The organism is Mycobacterium sp. DHQP2018-32-09 (assembly GCF_058148405.1).
This window is the reverse complement of record NZ_JBYVYK010000002.1, coordinates 24,158-47,384: the sequence shown is the minus strand read 5'-3', so window position 1 is coordinate 47,384 and position 23,227 is coordinate 24,158. Positions and strand designations below refer to the sequence as shown.

The 23,227-nt window shown below is 70.8% G+C and carries 20 protein-coding genes and 2 tRNA genes; 12 read left to right on the top strand and 10 right to left on the bottom strand.

The window, feature by feature from the left end:
* The first annotated feature begins 26 nt into the window (after positions 1-26).
* The 3 genes from AC30CM_RS01710 to AC30CM_RS01700 all read left to right on the top strand — a co-directional run bounded on the left by AC30CM_RS01710 (position 27) and on the right by AC30CM_RS01700 (position 3,654).
* Positions 27-1,295 carry a deoxyguanosinetriphosphate triphosphohydrolase gene (locus AC30CM_RS01710; RefSeq protein WP_490115091.1) on the top strand — a complete coding sequence of 423 codons (1,269 nt, stop codon included), beginning with the start codon at positions 27-29 and terminating at the stop codon, positions 1,293-1,295.
* Between the two features lie 46 nt (positions 1,296-1,341).
* Positions 1,342-3,282, top strand: a complete 1,941-nt coding sequence (gene dnaG / locus AC30CM_RS01705; protein ID WP_490115090.1) for a DNA primase — start codon at positions 1,342-1,344, stop codon at positions 3,280-3,282.
* 66 nt (positions 3,283-3,348) lie between these two features.
* Positions 3,349-3,654, top strand: coding sequence for a DUF7155 family protein (locus tag AC30CM_RS01700; RefSeq protein WP_490115089.1), 306 nt, complete (start codon positions 3,349-3,351; stop codon positions 3,652-3,654).
* Positions 3,655-3,658: 4 nt separating this feature from the next.
* Here AC30CM_RS01700 and AC30CM_RS01695 read toward each other — a convergent pair whose 3' ends face one another.
* Positions 3,659-3,904 (bottom strand): hypothetical protein, encoded by a 246-nt coding sequence (locus tag AC30CM_RS01695; protein ID WP_490115088.1) that lies wholly within the window; start codon positions 3,902-3,904, stop codon positions 3,659-3,661.
* Positions 3,905-4,062: 158 nt separating this feature from the next.
* Between AC30CM_RS01695 and AC30CM_RS01690 the strand changes: the two genes are divergently transcribed.
* A tRNA-Asn gene (locus AC30CM_RS01690) sits at positions 4,063-4,135 on the top strand.
* Positions 4,136-4,155: 20 nt separating this feature from the next.
* Positions 4,156-4,638 carry an LppP/LprE family lipoprotein gene (locus AC30CM_RS01685; RefSeq protein ID WP_490115087.1) on the top strand — a complete coding sequence of 161 codons (483 nt, stop codon included), beginning with the start codon at positions 4,156-4,158 and terminating at the stop codon, positions 4,636-4,638.
* 1 nt (position 4,639) lies between these two features.
* Here the strand turns inward: AC30CM_RS01685 and AC30CM_RS01680 are convergent, their stop codons facing one another.
* The gene (locus AC30CM_RS01680; RefSeq protein WP_490115086.1) at positions 4,640-6,610 is read right to left on the bottom strand and encodes an acyl-CoA dehydrogenase family protein; all 1,971 of its coding nucleotides are present in this window, start codon (positions 6,608-6,610) and stop codon (positions 4,640-4,642) included.
* Between the two features lie 114 nt (positions 6,611-6,724).
* Here AC30CM_RS01680 and AC30CM_RS01675 point away from each other — a divergent pair, with 114 nt between their 5' ends.
* Positions 6,725-7,456 (top strand): VIT1/CCC1 transporter family protein, encoded by a 732-nt coding sequence (locus AC30CM_RS01675; RefSeq protein ID WP_490115085.1) that lies wholly within the window; start codon positions 6,725-6,727, stop codon positions 7,454-7,456.
* A gap of 30 nt (positions 7,457-7,486) precedes the next feature.
* On the opposite strand, the gene AC30CM_RS01670 is transcribed toward AC30CM_RS01675, so the two are convergent.
* Positions 7,487-8,686, bottom strand: coding sequence for an MFS transporter (locus tag AC30CM_RS01670; protein ID WP_490115084.1), 1,200 nt, complete (start codon positions 8,684-8,686; stop codon positions 7,487-7,489).
* A 28-nt stretch (positions 8,687-8,714) separates the two neighbouring features.
* On the bottom strand, positions 8,715-9,182 hold the full coding sequence (locus AC30CM_RS01665) for a MarR family winged helix-turn-helix transcriptional regulator (RefSeq protein ID WP_490115083.1): 468 nt from the start codon (positions 9,180-9,182) through the stop codon (positions 8,715-8,717).
* A 116-nt stretch (positions 9,183-9,298) separates the two neighbouring features.
* Here AC30CM_RS01665 and AC30CM_RS01660 point away from each other — a divergent pair, with 116 nt between their 5' ends.
* Together AC30CM_RS01660 and AC30CM_RS01655 are read left to right on the top strand one after the other, a co-directional pair.
* The gene (locus AC30CM_RS01660; RefSeq protein WP_490115082.1) at positions 9,299-11,416 is read left to right on the top strand and encodes an ABC transporter ATP-binding protein; all 2,118 of its coding nucleotides are present in this window, start codon (positions 9,299-9,301) and stop codon (positions 11,414-11,416) included.
* Positions 11,413-12,267: a CbiQ family ECF transporter T component gene (locus AC30CM_RS01655; RefSeq protein WP_490115081.1), complete on the top strand. Its 855-nt coding sequence runs from the start codon at positions 11,413-11,415 to the stop codon at positions 12,265-12,267. Before AC30CM_RS01660 ends, AC30CM_RS01655 begins: the two co-directional genes overlap by 4 nt.
* Here AC30CM_RS01655 and AC30CM_RS01650 read toward each other — a convergent pair.
* From AC30CM_RS01650 to AC30CM_RS01640, 3 genes are read right to left on the bottom strand one after another with little or no spacing between them, the layout of a single operon-like run.
* Positions 12,264-13,607 (bottom strand): ABC transporter substrate-binding protein, encoded by a 1,344-nt coding sequence (locus AC30CM_RS01650; protein ID WP_490115080.1) that lies wholly within the window; start codon positions 13,605-13,607, stop codon positions 12,264-12,266. The two genes, AC30CM_RS01655 and AC30CM_RS01650, sit on opposite strands and share 4 nt — an antisense overlap.
* Positions 13,604-14,416 carry a carbohydrate ABC transporter permease gene (locus tag AC30CM_RS01645; protein WP_490115079.1) on the bottom strand — a complete coding sequence of 271 codons (813 nt, stop codon included), beginning with the start codon at positions 14,414-14,416 and terminating at the stop codon, positions 13,604-13,606. The genes AC30CM_RS01650 and AC30CM_RS01645 overlap by 4 nt, the downstream gene beginning before the upstream one ends.
* Positions 14,403-15,269, bottom strand: a complete 867-nt coding sequence (locus tag AC30CM_RS01640) for a carbohydrate ABC transporter permease (RefSeq protein ID WP_490115078.1) — start codon at positions 15,267-15,269, stop codon at positions 14,403-14,405. The genes AC30CM_RS01645 and AC30CM_RS01640 overlap by 14 nt, the downstream gene beginning before the upstream one ends.
* Positions 15,270-15,315: 46 nt before the next feature.
* Here AC30CM_RS01640 and AC30CM_RS01635 point away from each other — a divergent pair, with 46 nt between their 5' ends.
* From AC30CM_RS01635 to AC30CM_RS01625, 3 genes are all read left to right on the top strand, one after another.
* A complete protein-coding gene (locus AC30CM_RS01635; protein ID WP_490115077.1) occupies positions 15,316-16,833 on the top strand; it encodes a TldD/PmbA family protein in 1,518 nt (505 codons plus the stop codon).
* Positions 16,830-18,200: a metallopeptidase TldD-related protein gene (locus AC30CM_RS01630; protein ID WP_490115076.1), complete on the top strand. Its 1,371-nt coding sequence runs from the start codon at positions 16,830-16,832 to the stop codon at positions 18,198-18,200. Before AC30CM_RS01635 ends, AC30CM_RS01630 begins: the two co-directional genes overlap by 4 nt.
* A gap of 70 nt (positions 18,201-18,270) precedes the next feature.
* Positions 18,271-18,344: transfer RNA gene (locus tag AC30CM_RS01625), tRNA-Ile, on the top strand.
* Here AC30CM_RS01625 and AC30CM_RS01620 read toward each other — a convergent pair.
* Both AC30CM_RS01620 and AC30CM_RS01615 read right to left on the bottom strand, forming a co-directional pair.
* Complete coding sequence (locus AC30CM_RS01620; protein WP_490115075.1) at positions 18,342-19,085, bottom strand: hypothetical protein; 744 nt, start codon at positions 19,083-19,085, stop codon at positions 18,342-18,344. The two genes, AC30CM_RS01625 and AC30CM_RS01620, sit on opposite strands and share 3 nt — an antisense overlap.
* Positions 19,086-19,189: 104 nt before the next feature.
* The gene (locus tag AC30CM_RS01615; RefSeq protein WP_490115074.1) at positions 19,190-20,059 is read right to left on the bottom strand and encodes an Lrp/AsnC family transcriptional regulator; all 870 of its coding nucleotides are present in this window, start codon (positions 20,057-20,059) and stop codon (positions 19,190-19,192) included.
* Between the two features lie 15 nt (positions 20,060-20,074).
* Between AC30CM_RS01615 and AC30CM_RS01610 the strand changes: the two genes are divergently transcribed.
* Positions 20,075-20,209, top strand: a complete 135-nt coding sequence (locus AC30CM_RS01610; RefSeq protein WP_490115073.1) for a hypothetical protein — start codon at positions 20,075-20,077, stop codon at positions 20,207-20,209.
* A gap of 132 nt (positions 20,210-20,341) precedes the next feature.
* Here the strand turns inward: AC30CM_RS01610 and AC30CM_RS01605 are convergent, their stop codons facing one another.
* A complete protein-coding gene (locus tag AC30CM_RS01605; RefSeq protein ID WP_490115072.1) occupies positions 20,342-23,218 on the bottom strand; it encodes an aminotransferase in 2,877 nt (958 codons plus the stop codon).
* Positions 23,219-23,227 lie beyond the last annotated feature (9 nt).

The following is a 23,227-nucleotide window of genomic DNA, read 5'->3' as shown; positions in this document are numbered from 1 at the left end:
GATCGACCCTGGCAGACTGTTCGGCGGTGACCGCAGTGAACGATCCCTACGACGACCTCGACCGCGAACGCATGGTGGCCGAGGCGCCCAAGGGTGCCGCCTTGCCGGGCACCGACACCGAGCATCGCACCGACTTCGCCAGGGACCGGGCCCGGGTGCTGCACAGCGTGGCGCTGCGTCGGCTCGCCGACAAGACACAGGTGGTGGGTCCCCGCCAAAGCGAGACGCCGCGCACGCGGCTGACGCATTCCCTTGAGGTCGCGCAGATCGGCCGCGGCATGGCCATCGGCCTGGGCTGCGACCCGGACCTGGTGGACCTCGCGGGTCTGGCGCACGACATCGGGCACCCACCGTACGGGCACAACGGCGAGCGCGCGCTCAACGACATCGCGAAGGCGTTCGGCGGGTTCGAGGGCAACGCGCAGAACTTCCGCATCCTCACCCGGCTCGAACCCAAAGTGCTTGATGGGCAGGGCCGCAGCGCCGGTCTGAACCTGACCCGCGCCGCGCTGGACGCGGTGACCAAATACCCGTGGTTCCGGGCGTCCCACGGCGGCAAGTTCGGGTTCTACGACGACGACGCGGCGGGTGCGCAGTGGATGCGCGCCGGCGCGCCCGAGCGCACGCCGTGCCTGGAGTCCCAGGTCATGGACTGGGCCGACGACTTCGCCTACTCCGTGCACGACGTCGAGGACGGCGTCATCTCCGGGCGCATCGACCTGCGCGTGCTGGCCGACGCCGACGCCGTCGCGGCGCTGGCCACCTTGGGTGCCGGCGCGTTTCCCGCGCTGGCCGCCGACGATCTGGCCGAGGCCGCGCAGCGGTTGTCGGACATGCCGGTGGTCGCCGACGTCGGCAAGTACGACGGCACCGTGGCGGCGTCGGTGGCGCTCAAGCGGATGACCAGTGAGTTGGTGGGCCGCTTCGCCAACGCCGCGATCACCGAGACCCGCAGCCATCGCGGCGCGGGCCCGCTGCGCCGTTACGACGCCGACCTCGCCGTGCCCACGCTGGTGCGTGCCGAGGTGGCCGTGCTGAAGATGCTCGCGCTGCAGTTCATCATGTCCGACCACGCCCACCTGCAGATCCAGGCCGACCAGCGCACCCGCATCGAAGAGGTGGCACTGGTGCTGTGGGCGCAGGCGCCGGGCAGCCTGGACCCGCAGTTCGCGCCCGAGTTCGCCGCCGCCGACGACGACGGGGCGCGGCTGCGCGTCGTGATCGATCAGATCGCCTCCTACACCGAGGGGCGGCTGGAACGGGTCCACGAAGCGCGCTCACCCCGGTCCCTGTGATGGCCCCTAGACTGTCGTGGTGGCTGGGACGGCGAGCAGGGGTGCAGTGACGGGGGGCGGCCGCGGCCGCATCCCCGACCGCGACATCTCCGCGATCCGCGAGCGCGTGCGCATCGAGGACGTGGTCGGCGACTACGTGCAGCTGCGACGCGCCGGAGCCGACTCGCTCAAGGGTCTGTGCCCGTTTCACGACGAGAAGTCACCGTCGTTCCACGTCCGGCCCAACCACGGCCACTTCCACTGCTTCGGCTGCGGCGAGGGCGGTGACGTCTACAGCTTCCTGCAGAAGATCGAACACGTCAGCTTCGTCGAGTCGGTGGAGTTGCTGGCCGACCGGATCGGCTACACCGTCGCCTACGAGGGTGGCTCGACCACCAACGTGCAGCGCGATCGCGGCAGCCGCTCGCGGCTGCTGGCGGCCAACGCGGCCGCCCAGGAGTACTACGCCGAGCAGTTGCAATCCGCCGAGGCCGCGCCGGCCCGGGCCTATCTGACCGAGCGCAGCTTCGACGGCGAGGCGGCCGCCCGGTTCGGGTGCGGGTACGCCCCGTCGGGCTGGGACGGGCTGACGAAACACCTGCTGCGCAAGGGATTCGAGTTCAAGGAACTCGAGGCCGCGGGCCTGTCGCGCGAGGGCAAGCGCGGCCCGATCGACCGGTTCCACCGACGGTTGCTGTGGCCCATCCGGGTCTCGACGGGGGAGACCATCGGCTTCGGCGCGCGCCGGTTGTTCGACGACGACCACATCCAGGCCAAGTACGTCAACACCCCGGAAACGCCGCTGTACAAGAAGTCTCACGTGCTGTTCGGGTTGGACCTGGCCAAGCGGGACATCGCGCGCGGGCACCAGGCCGTCGTGGTCGAGGGTTACACCGACGTCATGGCCATGCACCAGTCCGGCGTGACGACGGCGGTGGCGGCCTGCGGCACCGCATTCGGTGACGAGCACCTGTCGATGCTGCGTCGACTCATGATGGACGACAACTTCTTTCGCGGCGAGCTGATCTACGTCTTCGACGGCGACGCCGCCGGTCGCGCCGCCGCGGTGAAGGCGTTCGAGGGGGAACAGAACCTCGCGGGGCAATCGTTCGTCGCGGTGGCCGACGACGGCATGGACCCGTGCGATCTGCGGTTGCGCGCGGGGGAGGCCGCCCTGCGCGACCTGGTGGCGCGCCGCACCCCGCTGTTCGAGTTCGCCGTCCGCACGGCGCTGGCCGAACACGATCTGGACAGCGCCGAGGGCCGGGTGGCCGCCCTGCGGCGGTGCGTGCCGATGGTCGCCAAGATCAAGGACCCGTCGCTGCGGGACGAGTACGCGCGTCAGCTGGCCGGCTGGGTGGGTTGGGACGACGTGCCGCAGGTGCTCGGCCGGGTGCGCGAGGAGGCGGGCCGCGGTGGCAGGTCGACGGGGCGCCGCGGTGCTCCCGCGGCCACCACGCGGGTGACCGCCACGGGCGCGGGTGCGACGGGCTCGGCGACCGCGCGGCCCAATCCGCGCGACCCCAAGCTCTGGACCGAACGCGAGTCGCTCAAGGTCGCGCTGCAGCAACCCGCCATCGCCGGTCCGGTGTTCGACTCGCTGGCGGCGGACGGCTTCACCCACCCGGCGTACCTGGCAGTGCGGACGGCCATCGACGCGGCGGGCGGCACGGCGGCGGGCCGGTCGGGAGCGGAGTGGATCGAGGCGGTCCGGGACCAGGTTCGCCCCGACGACCTCGCCGGTCTGGTCACCGAGCTGAGCGTGGAGGCCGTCAACGTCAACGACGACGACGACGAGATGTTGCTGCGGTACGTCGGGGGTGTGCTGGCACGCCAGCAGGAGGTCTACGTCGGCAGGCAGATCGCCGAGATCAAGTCGAAGTTGCAGCGCATGTCGTCGGTGGACCACAGCGACGACTATCACGCGCTCTACGGCGACCTGATCGCGCTGGAGACCTACCGCAAGAGCTTGCTGGAACGCGCCAGCGGCGATGGGCTGACCGCGTAACGTAGCTGCGGTCGGACAGCGATAACGCTAAGGTAAAGCCGTCGCAGTCCACTGGAAAGGCATCTCATGACCATCCGGGCCCCCCGTCTCGTCACCGCAGGCGCGCTCGCCGTCGCCGCCGTGGCCGCCCCGATCGCCGTCGCCTTCTCCGGTGTGGACGCCCAGAGCACGGCGGGTCCGCGGTGCCTGGCGCACATCGGCAACCTCGAGGACAACGTGTGCGCCGGCTACTCCAACGGCAACGGCATCAACGTCGGCACCCCTGGCATCGGCGTGTACGGCCCCAACGCCGGCAGCTATCCCGGGGGCGGCATCGGCGTCACCACCGGCCCGCTGCTTCCCGGCCAGACCTGGACCGCGCCCATCGCCTAGCGGGCTACCGCTCCCTGGCGTCGTCGGGGCGCAGCACCGCGGTATCGGCGTCGATGGGCGTCAGCTTCACCAACTTCGGGTCGGGTGACACCTGCTCGGCGACCTTGCGGCGTCCCGCGTCGATGAGTGCCTTGGTACGCGGGCTCTCGGTGACGGCCCGGTACGTCCCCGCGATCTGCTCGTAGCGGCGTCGGCCGGCCTTGGCGCCCAGAACGTACCCGACGGCGAGGACGACGGCTGTGCGGATCACTGGTTCCCTCTTTCGTGACGATGCATCGGATGCCATCCTGCCAGCCGATGCTGAAAACGGTGCCGACCAGCCCGATTGAAACCTCCGGCCGATCGTGCGCTAGAGTCATGCACCGGTTCGCGGAGTGGTTGCGCGAGCCGAACGTAGGTCCTGGATAGTCCCCTGTAGCTCAATTGGCAGAGCTCCCGACTGTTAATCGGGCGGTTGATGGTTCGAGTCCATCCGGGGGAGCAACACCTACTCTGGTGCTCGTGCGAGCCCTTCTCGTCATCGCGACGTCCCTGATGATCTTGGCCGCGGCCGGCTGCGGCTGGAAACCGCCGGCAGGCAATCAACCCGCGGCCGCGCCGCCGTGCAGCCCCGCCGACGGGCCCCAGCAGGCCACGGTGGACACGGCCGTGGCCGCATTGCCCGGCGGCGCCGGCCGGTGGCGTCAGACGGCCAAGGGCAACACCACCGACTGCCGGCTGTACTGGGTACAGGTGGCATCCGGCACCGCCCCCGACGCGCCGGGGCAGGTGCTGTTCTTCGATCACGACACGCCCCTGGGCGCGCCGACGCCGGACCCGCGGCCCTACGTCGCGGTCGTCGACTCGGGCACCGACGCGGTCACGGTGCAGTACCAGTGGCGCCAGGGCGCCGATCAGCCGTGCTGCCCGACCGGAATCGGCACGGCACGTTTCACGGTGCGCGACGGCACGCTCGACGCCCTGGACCCGGTACCCGGCCCCTGACCTACGGGGCGATGGTGCCCGCGCTGACGGCGTCCTTCTCCTGGTGCTCGTCGGCGTCGGGGATGTGCTCGGGGTGCAGCATCTCCGCGTAGCGCAGCTGCTCGGGGATGCCGAAGCCGTCGACGAGCAGTTCGGCGTGCGGTCGCAGTCGGCGGCAGCGGTCGTTGATGCCGCGGGTGACGGCCTTCGCGCGCTCGACCGACAGGAAGCGGTGCTCGACGAACCACGCCTTGTCGTCCTCGATGACGCTGAGCGCGTACAGGTCGCACACCAGGCCCAGGATCTCGCGGGCCTTGGCGTCCGGGCACGCGTCGATGCCCGCGACGAACGCCTCGAGGATGATCCGGTCCATGTGTGCCTGCGCGGTGTGCAGCACGTGGTCCTGGACGGCGTTGAAGGCCTCGAACGCGCTGCCCTCCTTGGACTTGCTCTGCAGCCGCCGCGCCACCGACGCCAGCATGTACTGCTCGCGGTCCTCGAGCATCTGCACCTGCGTGCCGCGGTTGAACAGCGAGCCCTCCTCCTCGTTGTCCTGCCGGGTGTCCAGCACGGTCTGCATGATCGTCTGCGCTGCCGTGCGCTTGAGGACGCGCTCACCGGCGAAGTTGGCCGCGAACCGCACCCACTCGACGGGGCTCATGCCCTTGATGTCGTCGGCGTAGGCCGTGAGCAGTTCCTTGGCCACCAACTGCGTCAGCACGTGGTTGTCACCCTCGAAGGTGGTGAACACGTCGGTGTCGGCCTTGAGCGCGATCAACCGGTTCTCGGCCAGATATCCGGCGCCGCCGCACGCTTCACGCGCCTCCTGGATGGCACGGGTGGCGTGCCAGGTGTTGGCGGCCTTGAGCCCGGCGGCACGGGACTCCAGCTCACGCTGCTCCTCGGCGTCCGGGTCGTCGGCGGTCTGCAGTTCGTGGCACTTGGCCACCAGCTCGTTCTGGGCGAACTGCAGCGCGTAGGACTTGGCGATCAACGGGAACAGCCGGCGCTGGTGCACCAGGTAGTCCATGATGAGCACCTCGTCGTCGGCGCCGGGGGCGCCGAACTGCCTGCGCTGCAGCGCATATCGGGTGGCGATGTCCAGGGCCACGCGCGCCGCGGCGCCCGCGCTGCCACCCACCGTGACACGGCCGCGGATCAGCGTGCCCAGCATGGTGAAGAAGCGGCGGCCCGGGTTCTCGATGGGCGAGGTGTACGTGCCGTCGGGGGCGACGTCGGCGTACTTGTTGAGCAGGTTCTCGCGCGGGACGCGCACCTGGTCGAACTGGATGCGCCCGTTGTCGACACCGGGGAGGCCACCCTTGTAGTGGCAGTCGGACGTGGTGACGCCCGGCAGGTCGTTGCCGTCGTCGTCGCGGATGGGCACCACGAAGCAGTGCACGCCGTGACCCTCGCCGTCGGGGGTGATGAGCTGTGCGAAAACGGCTGCCACGCGGGCGGTCTCGGCGGCGCCGCCGATGTAGTCCTTGCGCGACGAGGGCGTGGGGGAGTCGATGACGAACTCCTCGGTGGCCGGATCGTACGTCGCGGTGGTCTCCAGGGACTGCACGTCGCTGCCGTGACCGGTCTCGGTCATCGCGAAGCAGCCGAGCACCTCCAGGTCGATGAGCTTGCGGACGTACGCCTCGTGGTGGCGCTCGGTGCCCAGGTTCTCGATGGCCCCGCCGAACAGGCCCCACTGCACACCCGCCTTGACCATCAGCGACAGGTCGGACATCGCGAGCATCTCGATCTGCGTGACGGCGGCGCCGACGTCGCCGTTGCCGCCGTGCTCCTTCTTGAAGCCGTCTTCGGCGGCCCCCTTGGCGGCCATGATCCGCATCTGTTCGGCCACCTTGGTGCGGGCGATGACGGTGTTGGGGGTGTAGTGCGGCCGGAACACCTCGGTGGAGAGTTGTTGGCGCATGTCGTTCTTCACGTCGCGCCAACGGCCATCGAGGGCATTGCGCAGGTACTCGGCAGTGCTCGTCATATTGAGACGGTAGCCTGCGCGGACGCCCGGGAAACTGTGATGTCGCAAACCCGATCGAACCTGGGAGTGCACCCCCGATGGCGTCGTGGTGGGCCACGCGGTTGGATCGAGTTCATGACCCAGCCCGACGGCTCCTTCTCGCCCACCGGCCTTCCCCACGTTCCCGATCACCGGCACGCCGACGTCACCGGTGGCTGGTTGCGCGCGGCGACGTTCGGGGCCATGGACGGTCTGGTGTCGAACACCGCGCTCATCGCGGGCGTCGCGGCCAGTGCCAGCCCGCAGACCGTCGTGCTGTCGGGGGTGGCCGGCCTGCTGGCGGGCTCGTTCTCGATGGCGCTGGGCGAGTTCACGTCGGTGACCACGGCCAACGAGCAGCTGGACTCCGAGGTGCGGGTGGAACGACGGTCGTTCGCCCGGCAGCCCGAGGCCGAGCGTGACGAGTTGGTCTCGATGCTCGTCGACATGGGGATGTCGGCCGACACCGCCAGGACGGCAAGCGAGGAGATCCACCGCGACGAGACCCGGGCGCTGAACTTCCATCTGGTTCAGGAACTGGGCATCGATCCCCGCGAGAAGCCGTCGCCGTGGGTGGCGGCGCTGTCGTCGTTCTTCCTGTTCGGGATCGGAGCCATCATCCCGCTGATCCCGTACCTGCTGGGTCACGGTTCGCTGTGGCTCGGGTTGACGTGCGGCGGTGCGGGGTTGCTCGTCGTGGGCGGGGCGGCCGCGGGCATCACGCGGCGGTCGCCGTGGGCGGGCGGGGTGCGCCAGTTGGCGTTCGGCGCGGTCGCCATCGCCGCCACCTACGGCGTGGGACACCTCATCGGGGCCACGGTCTCGTAGCGGGATGGTGGCCGCGGCACCGGTTTTCGGTCAGGACGTCGACGCCAGCGTCTCGTCCTCGGCGAACTCCTCCGGTGTCTCCTCGGCGTCGACGCCGGTGAGATGACCCCGGGTGGCGAACAGCACCCCTGCACCCAGCAGCACCGCGCCCGCACCCACCCAGTACGGCAGGTGGACGCTGACGTGCTCGCCGAGCACGCCGGCGAGCCACGGCGCGACGGCGGCGCCGCCGAAGCGCAGGAAGCTGTAGGCGGCCGACGCGACGCCGCGTTCGACGGGCGCGGCCTTCATCACGGTCTCGGTGATGAGCGTGTTGTTGATGCCGATGAACAACCCGGCCACCACGACGCAGGTGGCGAGCACCGCCTTGCTGTCGGTACCGATGGCCATCACGGCGAGCGTGGCGGTGAACGCGATCAGGTTGACGATCAGCACGCGCACGGTGCCGAACCGGTGCTGCAGGCGCGGCGCCACGACCACGGAGGTGAAGGCCAGCGCCAGACCCCAGCCGAAGAAGATGAGCCCGATCTGGTGGGCGTTCATGTCGAGCGGGAACGGCGTGAACGCGAGCAGGCTGAAGAAGCCGAAGTTGTAGAGCAGCGCGGTGATGCCGACGCCCAGCAGGCCGCGGTGGCGCAGCGCGCGGAACGGGTCCAGCAACGACGTGGCGCGCTGCGGTCGTGGCGTGGCGGGCAGCAGGAACGCCGTGACGACGAGCGCGACGGCCATCAGCACCGAGACGCCGAAGAACGGCCCGCGCCACGAGATGGAGCCCAGCACGCCGCCGACGAGCGGGCCGACGGCGATGCCGAGGCCCAGTGCCGCCTCGTAGAGGATGATCGCCTGCGCCACCGAGCCCCTCGCGGAGTTGACGATGGTCGCCAGGGCCGTGGCGATGAACAGCGCGTTGCCCAGGCCCCACAGCGCCCGCCAGCCGACGATCTCCATCACGGTCTCGGACATGCCGGCCAGGCCGGCGCCGGCGATGATCACCAGCAGGCCGATCAGCAGCGTGCGCTTGGGCCCGATGCGGCTCGACACCACGCCGGTGATGAGCATCGCCACGCCCATGACGGCCATGTAGCTGGTGAACAGCAGCGACACCTGCGACGGCGTGGCGTCGAGGTTGTCGGCGATGGGCTTCAGGATGGGGTCGACGAGCCCGATGCCCATGAAAGCGACGACGGATGCGAACGCGACGGCCCAGACGGCCTTGGGTTGGCGCCACACGGTGGCGGTACCTCCTCGAGGTTGACGGTTACGGGGTGGACGGCCGGGGGCGCTGGGCCTCGTCGAGCAGGGTGCGCATGACGCGCACGGCCTGCGCCAGCGTCTGCCGGTCTGCGGGGTCCAGGCGGTCCAGGTAGGGGTCGACGACGGCGGCGCGGTCGGCGCGGACGTCGGCGAGCATCCGGACGCCGGCCTCGGTGATGCTGATCAGGACGGCGCGGGCGTCGGCCGGGTCGACGGTGCGGGTGACCAGGCCGGCCTCCTCGAGCCTGCGGACCTGGGTGGTCATGGTCGGCTGCGAGCAGTGGTCCAACACCGCCAGGTCCGAGATTCGGGCTGCGCCCTGGTCTTCGATGACGGCCAGCAGCCGGGCCTGGGCGAACGGCAGGGCGAGGCGCACGCGCTGATTCGCCAGGCGGTTGATCCGCGCGACGGCCGACAGCAGGTCCGACGCCAGGGTGACGTCGGTCATCGACGTGGATCTGGACGTGGGCATCACCCCACGATACATAGAAGTTCTATGCAGATGGCGCGGATGGCACGTGGCGATGCTCACAGCGGACGTACAGGCTGCTGAGGAGGTTCTTCGTCGGCGGCTGGCAGAATCGTGAAATGGCTCCGACCGGCACGACTGGACTGCGACGTGCCGGCTCGCTTCAGCCCGCCGAACTCGCTCACGCCGCCGTCATGGCCGCGTTGAGCGCCGCGATCGCGATCATCGCCGTCATCGTCCCGTTCGCCGCGGGCGTGTCACTGCTCGGCACGGTCCCCATGGGGTTGCTGGCCTACCGCTACCGGCTGCGCGTCCTGCTGGCCGCCACGGTCGCCGGCGCCACCATCGCCTTCCTCATCGCGGGCATGGGCGGGTTCATGACCGTGGTCAACTGCGCCTACATCGGCGGCCTGTGTGGCGTGGTCAAGCGCCGCGGCCGTGGCACGCCGACCGTGACCGTCGTGGCGCTGATCGCCGGCGCCCTGTTCGGCCTGGCGATCACCGCGGCGCTCGCGGTGCTGGTCCGCCTGCGCAACCTGATCTTCGAGTCGATGACGGCCAACGTCACGGGCGTCGCGAACGTGATCGAGCGCCTGCCGCAGGGCGAGCAGGTCGCCCAGCGCCTGCGCGACGACTTCGGGACGCTGCTGCACTACTGGCCCGTGCTGATGATCCTGTCCGGCGTGTGGAGCATCACCTTCGTCAGCCTCCTCGGCTGGTGGGCGCTCTCGCGCGTCCTCGACCGGCTCTCGGGTGTCCCCGACGTGCACAAGCTGGACGCCGGCGATCCGGCCGAGCCCGCCGCGCCGCTGCCGGTGCGGCTGCACGACGTCCGCTTCCGGTATCCCGGGGCCCGGGTCGACGCGCTCGGCCCGGTCTCGCTGCACGTCGAGCGCGGCGAGCACGTCGCGATCACCGGCGCCAACGGCTCCGGCAAGACGACGCTGATGCTCGTGCTGTCGGGACGGCCGCCGACGGCCGGCCGCATCGAACGGCCCGGTGGGGTGGGCCTCGGCCGCGTCGGCGGTACTGCCGTCGTCATGCAGCATCCCGAGAGCCAGGTGCTGGGCACCCGCGTCGCCGACGACGTGGTGTGGGGCCTGCCGGCCGACGCGCGCCCCGACGTGGCGCGCCTGCTGGCCGAGGTGGGCCTGGACGGGCTCGCCGAGCGCGACACCGGCGGACTGTCCGGTGGCGAACTGCAGCGCCTCGCCGTCGCGGGTGCGCTGGCGCGCCGGCCCAGCCTGCTGATCGCCGACGAGATCACCAGCATGGTGGACCAGCAGGGGCGCGACGGGTTGATCTCGGTGCTGTCCGGGCTCACCGACCGCCACGACATGTCGCTCGTCCACATCACGCACTACAACGCCGAGGCCGACTCTGCCGAGCGCGTCATCAACCTCGTCGGCAACAGCGCGGACAACACCAGCTTCGACGGCGACGACGCCGCGGTGGAGATGGTGCCCACCGCGCCGGTGCCGACGCCGTCGGCACCGGCGGCCGTGTCGGGCACCCCGCTGCTGGAGTGCCGCGGCGTCGGCCACGTCTACGGCAGCGGCACCCCGTGGGCGTCGACGGCGCTGCGCGACGTCGACTTCGTCGTCGGCGAGGGCGACGGGCTGCTGATCCACGGGCTCAACGGTTCCGGGAAGTCGACCCTGGCCTGGATCATGGCCGGCCTGCAGGAGCCCACCACCGGAGAGTGCCTGCTCGACGGGGCGCCGGTCGCAGACCAGGTGGGCACGGTCGCCATCTCCTTCCAGGCGGCGCGGTTGCAGCTGCTCAAGGGTCGCGTCGACCTCGACATCGCGGCGAGCGCCGGCTTCGACTATCACGACCACTCCAAGGTGGTGCGGGCGCTGGCCGCGGTGGGCTTGGATCCCTCGCTCGGCCTGCGCCGCATCGACCAGCTCAGTGGCGGTCAGATGCGCAGGGTCGTGCTGGCCGGGCTGCTGGCGCGCAAACCGCGCGCGATCATCCTCGACGAACCGCTGGCCGGGCTGGACGCCGCGAGCCAGCGCGGGCTGCTGTCGGTGCTGGAGGACCTCCGCCGCCGGACGGGCCTGACCGTCGTGGTGATCTCGCACGACTTCTCGGGGCTCGAGGGTCTGTGCCCGCGCACGCTGCACCTGCGCGACGGTGCCATCGTGCCGACCGGCACATCGACCGGCACATCGACCGGCACATCTTCCAACACATCTTTCAAGGCCACCACCGCACCCGGAGGCATGACGTGACCGTGGCCGGAAGGGGCAGGCCCGCCAGGGAGAAGAAGCAGCGGCGCCCGGTCGTGCTGCTGCGACCGGTGCCCGGACGCACCGTCGTGCACGACCTGTGGGCGGGCACCAAGCTGATCGCCGTCGCAGGCATCGGCGTGCTCATGACGTTCTACCCGGGCTGGATCCCCATCGCGCTCGTCGGGCTGCTGGTCCTGGTGACCGCCGGGATGGCGCGCATCCCACGGGGCGCGGTGCCGTCGGTGCCGCTCTCGCTGTGGCTGCTGCTGGGGCTCGGTGCGGCCACCGCGGCCTTGGCGGGCGGCACCCCCGAGATCGACCTGGGCGTCGTCACCGTCGGGTTGGGTGGGTTGCTGTCGTTCCTGCGCGTGACCGCCCTGGCGATCGTGCTGCTCGGGCTGGGTGCCCTGATCTCGTGGACCACCAACGTCGCCGAGATCGCCCCTGCGGTGGCCAAGTTGGGTCGCCCGCTGAAGGCGCTGCGCCTCCCGATCGACGAGTGGGCGGTGGCGTTGGCGTTGGCGCTGCGGGCGTTCCCGATGCTGGTGGAGGAGTTCCGCGTGCTGTTCGCGGCGCGGCGGCAGCGGCCCCGCCCCTACGCGCAGGAGACCCGCGGCAAGCGGTGGGGCATCGAGATCGTGGACCTCATGACGGCGTCGATCACCGTGGCGCTGCGCCGCGCCGACGAGATGGGCGACGCCATCACCGCCCGCGGCGGCACCGGCCAGATCTCGGCGCTGCCGTCGGGACCCAAGCTGCGCGACGCGGTGGCGTTGGGCATCGTGCTGGCGCTGTGCGCGGTGTCGGTCTACGTCGAGGTGCTCAGCCCCCTGGCGACCAGCAGGACCTAACCCGAGCGGTCGGCGGCGGCGTTCGCGGCGGCCTGCGCCTCGGCGAGACCACGCGCCACGTCCAGGCGGCCCAGGAACATCTCGTCGAAGTAGGGGGTCAGCGCCTCGTAGCCTGCCGGGAAGCCGGGGCCGCCGGGTGCGGCGATCCGCGGCCCGTCGAGCACGCGGAAGAACGGGCCCACGTCGACGCCGCGGCGCGCCCAGTAGTCGAAGTACGCGGGCTGGGCGGTGCGCACGGCGGGCACCGCCGCGCCGCCGGCGCCGAGGTGGGCGTTGCCCTGCGCGCTGCCCATCCAGGCCAGCACCTGCCGCACGGCGTCGGGGTGACGCGTGGCCGAGTTGCCTGCAGCGACGATGCCGTTGGTGACGCTCACCCGGCCCGCGGGTCCGGCGGGCAACATCGCGACACCCCACCGGAACGTCGCCGCGTCGGCCACGGCCGCCAGGCTGTAGGTGCCGGACTGGAACAGCGCCATGCGGCCGGCGAGGAACTGGGTGCGGGAGAAGTCGCCGTTGCCGTTGGTCGCCGAGGCCGGGGGCGCGACGTGGTCGCCGTTGATCAGCCCGACGACGTAGGCGAACGCGGACCGCGCGGCCGGGTCGTCGAACGTGAACCGGTCACCCGTGGTGAACGTGCCGCCCGCCGAGCCCACGTAGTTCAGGTAGATCCCTTGAAGGTCGTTGGCGGCGTTGTAGCCCCACTGCCGGGTGCGGGCGGCGTCGAAGCCCGGTGTGCCCGCCTGCCTGCCGTCGGCGTCACGCGTCAGCCGCGCCAGCAGCGGGCGCAGCGTGTCGCCGGCGCCGTCGGGATTCCAGCGCAGGTCGGTCAGGTCCGCGGGGGTGAGGCCTGCGGCCGCCAGCAGGTCGGCGTTGTAGTACAGCGCGATGCCCGCGTCGGTCAGTTGCGGCACGCCCCACAGCACGCCGTGGCGGGTGAACTGCTCGACCACCGACGGCTCCCAGCCGCGGATCGCGTCGGGCCCGAGCGCGGCGCCCACGTCGAGCAATCGCCCGGTGTCGGCGTAGTTCGCGAAGTAGGCGTTCGACAGCCAGAACACGTCGTCGGCGCCACCCCCGGCGACGTCGGTGCGCAGCGTGTCGAAGTACGACGCGTAGGCCACGACGTCGACGCGCACCTCGATGCCGGGATGCGCGCGGCCGAACTCGGCGAACGAGGCGCGATAGGCCTGCGCGACCTGCTCGTCCCACAGGCGCACCGTGACCACGGTGCGTCCGCCCGCGTCGTCCGACGGTGTCAGCAGCAGCGCGGCCGTCAGCAGCGCGGCCAGCAGCAGCGCCAGACCGCCGAACAGCAGCGTCGACGTGCGGGGCCGGCTCATTTCAGGCCCGTGACCACGATCGAGCGCACCACGTGGCGGCCCATCGCGACGAACGCCACGATCAACGGCGCGATGGCCACCGTCGTCGCGGCCATCACCACGGGCCACTGGGCGTCGTAGCGCGACTGCAACCCGGCCGTCGCGACCGTCAGCACCCGCCACGTCGGGCCGCTGGTGATCACCAGCGGCCACATGAAGTTGTTCCACTGCGTGACGACGGTGATGAGCGCGAGCGTCACCAGGATGGGGCGGCTCGCGGGCACCACCACGTGGGTGATGACGTCGAGCGTGTTCGCCCCGTCGATGCGCGCCGCGCGAATCAGGTCCTCGGGAATGCTGCGAAAGTACTCGCGCAGCAGGAAGATCGCATACGGCGACCCGAACATGAACGGCAGCACCAGCGCCCAGAACGTGTTCCGCAAACCGGCCTCGGCCATCATCAGATACAGCGGCACCACGGTCACCGTGGCGGGCACCATGAGCGTCGCGACGTAGAGCCAGAACAGGGCGTCGCGGCCGGGGAAGTCGAGCCGCGCGAACGCGTAGGCCGCCAGCACCGAAGAGGTCAGCTGTGCCACCAGGATCACCGCGGTGACGAGCGCGGTGACCAGGATGGCGCGCCCGAATCCGGCGTCGACGAGCTGGGCGTAGTTGGCCAGCGTCGGCGGGTTGGGAAGCGCCAGAGGCGAATCGATGCCGAAGCGGTCGGCGGACGTGAACGACGTCGCGAGCCCCAGCAGGAACGGCAGCAGGGTCAGCACCGCGCCGGCGAGCAGCGCGGGGTACACCGCCACCCTAGACCAGGTCATGGCTGGTCCTGGTGCGGAAGTACCGCTGCTGCAGCACGGTGACGCCCACCAGCAGCGCGAAGAGCGTCAGCGCCATCACCGAGGCGCGGCCCACCGACGCGGACTCGAACGCCTCGGCGTAGATGCGATGGGCCACCAGGTCGGTGCGGCCGGCGGGCCCGCCGCCGGTGAGTGCGTAGACGGTGTCGAAGACCTGTGCGGCACTGACGATTCCGGTCACCAGGACGAAGAAGAGGGTCGGTCGCAGCATCGGCAGCGTCACGTGCCAGAACCGCTGCCAGGCGCCGGCGCCGTCGAGGCGGGCGGCGTTGAGCACGTCGAGGGGGATGTTGAGGATGCCTGCGAGGAAGAACAGGGTGACGTACCCGACGTTGGTCCACACCGTCACCGCCGCCACCACCGGCAGGGCCATCACCGGATCGGTGAGCCACTCGATCCGCGTGCCCGCGATGGTGGCGACGGCGCCGTCGGTGGGGGCCAGGATCCAGTGCCAGAGCACCGCGATGGCCAGCGGCGAGCAGATCCAGGGCAGGACGTAGAGCGTCCGGAAGACGCCGCTCCCGGGCAACCCCTGGGCGAGCAGCGACGCGGCGAGTAGTCCCAGCGCGGTCTGCGCGGGGATCACCATGGCGATGAACAGGCCCGTCACCAGCAGCGATCGGCCGAAGGTGGCGTCGGTGAACACCGAACGCCAATTGGCCAGGCCGACATACTCGATGGGCCCCAGCAGGTCCCAGCGGTGCAGGCTCAACCACGCCACCACCAGCATGGGCAGCAGCAGGAAGGTCACGACACCGAACAGGCTGGGGGCCAGCAACGCGTAGCCGCGCGTGGTCGCCCGCAGTCTCGTCACGGGGTCATTAAAGCCCCTGCGGCCGCCGTGCCACTACGGTGGAGGCGTGACAGCGCACCGACGTGTCGATGCCGACTTCCTCGCGCTGCCCCGGACCGCACTCGCCGACGCCGCGTTGACGGCGGCGACCGCGGCCGGTGCCAGCTACGCGGATCTGCGCATCCACCGCATCACCAGTGAGATCATCGGGCTGCGTGACGGCGAACTCGAGTCGTCCGTGGTGACCCGCGAGGTGGGCCTGGCCGTCCGCGTGATCGTCGACGGCACCTGGGGTTTCGCCTCGAACGCCGAGCTGTCGCCGCGCGTGGCGGCGGACACGGCGCGGCGGGCCGTCGCGGTGGCCACCACGCTCGCGCCGCTGAACTCCGAACGCATCGAGCTGGCCGACGAGCCGGTGTACCCGAATGCCACGTGGGTGTCGGACTACCGCATCGACCCGTTCGAGGTGTCGACCAAGGAGAAGATCGGCGTCCTCGGGGAGTACTGCGGTCGGCTGTCGGCCTCCGACGGTGTCGATCACGTGTCGGCGGCGCTGTACGCCGTGAAGGAGCAGACGTTCTACGCCGACACGTACGGTTCGGCGATCACCCAGCAGCGCGTGCGCATCCAGCCGACGCTGGAGGCGGTGGCGGTCGACGCGGCGGAGGGCAGCTTCGAGTCGATGCGGTCGCTGGCGCCGCCGACGGCGCGCGGGTGGGAGTACGTGGCCGGTGACGACGTGTGGGACTGGACGGCCGAGCTGGCCGAGCTGCCCACGCTGCTGGCCGAGAAGGTCAAGGCGCCGAGCGTCGTGGCGGGGCCCACCGACTTGGTGATCGATCCGTCGAACCTGTGGCTCACCATCCACGAATCGATCGGTCACGCCACCGAGTACGACCGGGCCATCGGGTACGAGGCCGCCTATGCCGGCACGTCGTTCGCCACGCCCGACAAGCTGGGCACCATGCGTTACGGGTCGCCGGTGATGAACGTGACCGCCGACCGCACCGTCGAACACGGTTTGGCCAGCATCGGTTTCGACGACGAGGGCGTGGCCGCCCAGCGGTGGGACCTGGTGCGCGACGGCATCTTCGTCGGTTACCAGCTGGACCGGGCGTTCGCGCCGCGGTTGGGTGAATCGCGGTCCAACGGGTGCTCGTACGCGGATTCGCCACACCACGTGCCCATTCAGCGGATGGCCAACGTGTCGTTGAGCCCGGCCGCCGACGACGTCACCACCGACGACCTGATCGCCAGGGTCTCCGACGGCATCTACGTCGTCGGCGACAAGTCGTGGTCGATCGACATGCAGCGCTACAACTTCCAGTTCACCGGGCAGCGGTTCTACCGGATCCGCGACGGCAGGCTCGACGGCCAGGTGCGCGACGTCGCCTACCAGGCCACCACCACGGACTTCTGGGGTGCGATGGAAGCCGTTGGGGGACCGTCGACCTGGCGGCTGGGTGGGGCGTTCAACTGCGGCAAGGCGCAGCCGGGCCAGGTGGCCGCGGTCAGCCACGGCTGCCCGTCGGCGTTGTTCCGCGGCGTCAACGTGCTCAACACGCGTGAGGAGTCCGGCCGGTGATCGGGGCGGCACGGGTGGTGGAACTGGCCCTGGCGGAGGCGAAGCGGCTGCGCGGGGCGGACGAGACCATCGTGCTCGTCACCGACCGGTCCACGGCGTCGCTGCGGTGGGCGGGCAATTCGATGACCACCAACGGGGAGTCGCGGGCCCGAGACACCACGGTGATCTCGATCGTGCGGCGCGACGAGCAGGCGTTCGTCGGATCGGTGACGTCCAGCGAGGTGACGCCGGAGGCGGTGGCGGCGATGGTCGCGGCGTCGCAGGCGGCCGCACGTTCGGCGCCTGCGGCCCCCGATGCCGCACCGCCGCTGACCGCCACCGCCGAACCCGCCGACTGGCACGAGCCCGTCCCCACGACCGGGGCGGACGTGTTCGGGTCGGTCGCGTCGAGCCTGTCGCGTGGTTTCCGCGGCAGCGACGCGCTCTACGGCTTCGCCCGCCACGAGGTGGAGACCACGTTCGTCGCGACGTCGAACGGGTTGCGGCGGCGCTACACGCAGCCGACGGGTTCGGTGGAGATCAACGCCAAGCGCGACGGCGCCAGTGCGTGGGCCGGGCTCAGTACGCCGAATTTCGCTGACGTGCCCACGGATTCGCTGCTGGAGGAGTTGTCGACGCGACTCGGCTGGGCGCAGCGCACGATCGAGTTGCCCGCGGGCCGGTACGAGACGCTGATGCCGCCGTCGACGGTGGCGGACATGATGATCTACCTGACGTGGAGCATGGACGGCCGCGGGGCGCAGGAGGGGCGCACCGCGCTGTCGGCGCCCGGGGGCACGCGGGTGGGGGAGCGGCTCACCGACCTGGGGTTGCAGCTGTACTCGGACCCGACTGCACCGGGGCTGGAGTGCGCGCCGTTCGTCGCCGCGAGCAGTTCGTCGGAGCGGGTGTCGGTCTTCGACAACGGCATGGACGTCGGACGCACGGAGTGGATCCGCGACGGGGCCATCAATGCGCTGGCGTACCCGCGGGCGGCAGCCGCGGAGTTCGACGTGCCGGTGACGGTGCCCGCGGACAACTTCGTGATGACGGGCGGCACCGCGAGCCTGGCAGACATGATCGCCGGCACCGAGCGCGGCCTGTTGTTGACGACGCTGTGGTACATCCGCACCGTCGACCCCACGGTGCTGCTGCTGACCGGGTTGACGCGCGACGGCGTGTACCTGGTCGAGGACGGCGAGGTGACGGCCGCGGTGAACAACTTCCGGTTCAACGAGAGCCCGCTGGACCTGCTGCGGCGAGCCACGGAGGCCGGCGTCAGCGAGGTCACGCTACCCCGCGAGTGGGGTGACTGGGCGACGCGCGCCGCCATGCCGTCGCTGCGCATCCCGGACTTCCACATGTCCTCGGTGAGCCAGGCTCGGTGAGTGCGGCGGGCGTCTCGTGCGAGGCCGGGACGAGCCCATGCGAAGATGGGCGCCGCGCAGTGCGCATCTGAGGGCGGTAGCTCAGTTGGTTAGAGCCGGGGACTCATAATCCCTTGGTCGCGGGTTCGAGCCCCGCCCGCCCTACGCGAGGCCGGTCTGGTCGATGGCGTCGAGCGCATCCAGGATTGCTTGCTCGCCCCGATATTCGCGCCGGGCGTCGTCGAGGAACCGTCGAACCTCCTCGAGGCGATACTGGCGGCCGGACGGCCGCGGATGGCGCTGGTCGGGTTCGTCGGGTGGTGCCCATCGCAGCCGCGGCCGGCGGGCGATGACGTCGGCGACCGCGGTGAACTGGCGCAGCGGCTCGGCGAGCTGATCCAGGTGCTCGGCGTAGATCTCGGACGCAATGGGCTCGCCGGGACCGAATGCGTGCATCGTGCCCTCGGCGCGGCTCTGGGTGGCGATGGCATCCCACACGGGCTGGGCGATCAAGGCGAGCACCACGGGTTGGTCGTCGAGCAGCGTGCCCGGCGGGCAACGATCGTCCCACCCCTCCAAGGACGACGTGGTGTGTGCGACCAGGTGGAGCAGCGACTCGACGTCGATGTCCTCGTCGACATGGCTCGGCTCGTCCGCGCCGGTGTCGTCGCGCACGTGGAAGCGGGCGGCGCGGTGTGCAGCGGAGCAGAACCGCGTCAGGAGCGCGGTGGCGAGGTCCTCGGTCACCCAGTCGATGGATCCGAAACCGTCGTACGTGCCGTGAATACCAAGGGACATGGGCTCGTATCGTCCGGCGTCACTGCGTCGCAGCAGGACCGCGGTGGCGTTCGCGCCCGCACCGAAGACGACTCCCGTGATCAGACACGCGCCGTCCCAGAACCCCATGTCACCCCCGCCCTACGTGCCGTGCGTCCAAACGCCGGACGATCTCCGGAACACACGTTAGGAGTATCGGCCCATCGGCGTCGCGGTCTGCGCACGAAGCGGCGTCACCCAGGTGCCGGCACCGGCGCCAGGTAGTCCTCCTTGACGACGCTGAGATACATCCACGTATCGGTGTCGTCGACCCCCGGGATCGCCCTGATGGCGTCCATCGCAGCGCCCACCTGGGCGATGGTGAGTCCGCGCAAGGTCACCAACACGTCCGCGTCGCCCGTCGTGTAGGCCAGGAAGACTGGCGTGCATTGCGCCGCGATCGCCGCTGCCACCTCGTCACGGGGTCTGCTGACCCGCACCGTCATGTCCATGGCCACGTAGTGATCACGACCCGTCAGCCGGACCGTCGCGCCGATCCGCACGACCCGCGCGTCGATGAGCGCCCGGACCCGCCGGCGCGCCCCCGCCGGCGTGAGTCCCACGCGTTGCGCCAGTTCGACGTAGGTGAGGCGACCGTCGTCCTGCAACGCCCGCAACAACGAGACGTCCAACGCGTCGACGGCTGCGGTGACGGCGCCCACCGGACCCACGACGTCGCGGACGATCTCGTCGTACCGCAGCGTGGTGGTCGACGTGACGTGCGGGTGGGCGCGGATCTGGTCGAGGGTGGCCTGAAAGGTGGCCGTCGTGTTCGTCCGCACCTCGGCGATGACCGACCTGCGACCCGTCACCACGCAGACGAACGGAACGTCGGTACACGTCGCCACGTGACGGGCGACCTCGGCCGCCGACTCCCGCACCTCGACCATCGCGTAACCGAGGACGTGATGGCCCAGGACGCCCGGGTGCACCGCGCCCCGGATGTCGACCCGCCCCGAGTCCATCAGGCGGTGTACCCGCGCCGCCACCGCCGCGCGGGACAGGCCCACTCGTCGCCCGATCACACCGTAGGGGAGGCGGCCATCGGCTTCGAGCAGCCGCACGATGGCTTCATCGAGGTGATCCAGCTCACCCTCCTGGTTTCGGTTCTGCTCGGGCTGGTCACGTCGTTGCGGTCGCGCGACCTCGCCCGGATCGCGAACCTCGTCGACGAGGCGCGCATGGCGTATCTGCGACGTGGGCTGGTGTCCTAGTCCTCCACGCTCAGATTTCCCACGCTCGCAGGAGACGCGTGACTCGCCGCGCCGCACGAACGGCGTCGAGTTCTGCGGGAGGGTCGTGCGGATACGTCTCCCCACGACCCTGCTGCAGAACTCGCGGTCGGATCACCACCCCGTCGTGAGGACCCGATCCAGGCTGTCGACGAAGTAGTCCACCGACTCCTCGGTGACGCACAGCGGCGGCTTGATCTTCAGCACGTTCTGGTAGTCGCCGGTGGGCTGCATGACGACGCCGAGTTCGAGCAGGCGGTCGCAGATCGCCTCGGTCTCCTCGGTGGCCGGTTCCAGCGTGTCCCGGTCGCGGACGAACTCCAGCCCGAGGTACAGGCCGGAGCCGTGCACCGTGCCCACGATCGGGTGCTTGTCGCCGAGCGCGCGCAGCCGGGCCCGCAGGTGGGTGCCCACCACGCGGGCGTTCTCCTGCAAGCCCTCCTGTTGGATCACGTCCAGCACCGCGAGACCGATCGCCGACGACACCGGTGAGCCACCCGTCGAGGAGAAGAAGTAACCCTGCGTGCGGTAGCGCTCGGCGATGGCGCGTCGCGTGATCACGATGCCGATCGGTTGGCCCGCCCCAACGGATTTCGCGACGGCGACCACGTCGGGCACTGCCTGCTGCTGCTGGAAGCCCCAGAACCACTCGCCCAGGCGGCCGTACCCCACCTGGACCTCGTCGGCGATCGCGATGCCCCCGTGGCGGCGCACCGCGGCGTACACCTGCTGCAGGTAACCGTCGGGCAGCGCGACGCCACCGGCGTTGCCGAAGTACGACTCGCAGATGAAGCCGGCCGGCGGCGTGCCCGCAGCCGCCAGGTCGTCGATGACCTGCACCGCCTCCGGGGCGTAGCGCACGGCGTCGGCGCCGCGATGCACGCCGCGGTACGAGTTCGCCGCATCCACGGTGTGCACCCAGGCCGGCCGCGTCGACAGCGCGTTCGGGTTGTCGGCGATCGACGTCGACACCGCGTCGCTGGCGTAGGTCCACCCGTGGTACGCCTCGCGCATCGCCACGATGTCGGCGCGGCCCGTGGCGGCCATGGCGATCCGGATCGCCAGGTCGGTGGCCTCCGAGCCGGAGTTCACGAAGAACACCGTGTCCAGTTCGTCGGGCAGTGTCGCCGACACCCGCTCGGCGAAGTCGGCGATGACGCGGTAGTTGAAGCGCGAGTTGGTGTTCAGCAGCCGCGCCTGGCGATGGGCCGCCTCGACCACCCTGGGATGGGCGTGCCCCACCGACGTCACGTTGTTCACCATGTCCAGGTAGACGCGGCCGTCGGTGTCGGCGAGGTATTCGCGCCACCCGCGTTCGATGCGCGGCGGCTCGGCGTAGTAGTGCTCCTGCACCTCGGCCAGCACGCGTTCGCGCCGGACCAACGTGTCGTCGGCGGCGTCGTCGGCCATCGCCGGCAGGCCGAGCACCGGGCCGGGATCACCGGCCAGCGCCTGCCATCCGTGGGCATACCGTGCCGGCACCCGCAGCGGCACGTCGGCGTCGACGACGGTGACCTGCACGCCGATGGGCGTGCGCGCCGGCAGCGTGGGGCCCGTGGGCGCGAAGCCGCCGAACCGGGCCACCTGGTCGCCGACGGTGATCGTCAACCCGTCGTCGGTGGGTGCGAGCGCGCCGTCGTGCGGGACGTCGAGCGCGGTGTCGTGCGCCAGCCACAGCGTCAGGCCGGTGGGCACCGTGGCCGGCGCTTCCGGCGTGCGTGACGGCGCGCCGGTGAGCCGTGCGCGCCAGCCCGGGACGACCGCGGCGGGCGCGCCGCCGTCGAGCGCGGCGTGCGCGGCGTCGGCCAGCACCGCACCGTCGAGCCAGCGGCCCTCGTCGTTGAGTTCGCCGGTGGTACCGGCGTCCAGCACCCGGGCATCGGCGATTCCGGGCACGAGAACCCCTGCACCCCAGCCGGACTGGCGGCGGGGCGGCAGTCCCACGGCGTCGCGGATGAGCGCGCACATCACCGCGAACGGGACCGATGCCGCCTGGCGCAGGATGCGCATCTCGCGCTCCAACGCCGAGTCGGCGTACGCATTGTCCGCGTCGAGCCGCACCTGTTGGCGACCACTGAGCACGAGGACGACGCCGCGCAGGGCGACCAACGGCCACAGCGCGTCGACCTCGTCCTCGCCGAGCGGGCGGTGGGCATGGAAGGCGCGGATGGCGGGCAGTGCGTCGACGGGGCCGAGCCCGTCGTGGTGCAGCAGGGACGACACCGTGACCGCGATCTCGCCGACGGCCCACGATTCGCACACGTCGCCGAAGTCGATGACGGCGTCGGGGACCGTGCACGGTCCCGGCGGGGCGATCACGTTGTCGTCGGTGATGTCGAAGTGGCCCAACTGCATCGGCAACCGAGACCGCACCGGATCCAGCTCGCGTCGTGCTGCGTCGGCGACGGCGGCGACGAACTCGGAGACCTCGACGTCGGGCTCGTCGGGCAGCAGTTCGGCGATGACACGGTCCGCGTGCCGCAGATCCCACTGCAGCACGCGGGCCGATGCCGGATGGCTCAGATCCTTCAAGGCGACGCTGACGCGGCCCGCGAGTTCGCCCAGCCGCGCCACCACGCGCGGCGCGAGGTAGCCCGAGCCCATCAGCGTGGCGCCGTCGAAGAACTCGATGACGCGGGCCTGCAGCCGTCCCTGCGAGGTGTCCCACCAGGCGGACATGGGCCCGGTGGGGCCGGCGACGATGCGGGGCACGCGTATGGTCGGGTCGTGCCCGGCGACGGTGGCGGCGGCGAGATCCTGCAGTTCGATCTCGGCGCCGCTGAACACCGGGTTGCTCAGTTTGAGGACTCCGATCGGCGCCGCGCCCGGGCCCTCGGACATCAGGAAGTTCTGGTCCTGTTGGCTGCCCAGTTCGGTGAGATGGCAGTCCAGCGCCCACGTCTCGGACACCAGCCGCCGCACCTCGCCGGGGTCCAGCGTCGGGGTGGGAAGTTCCCGGTGCGCGAAGAAGTCGAAGTATTCGCCAGCCATGATCGTCTC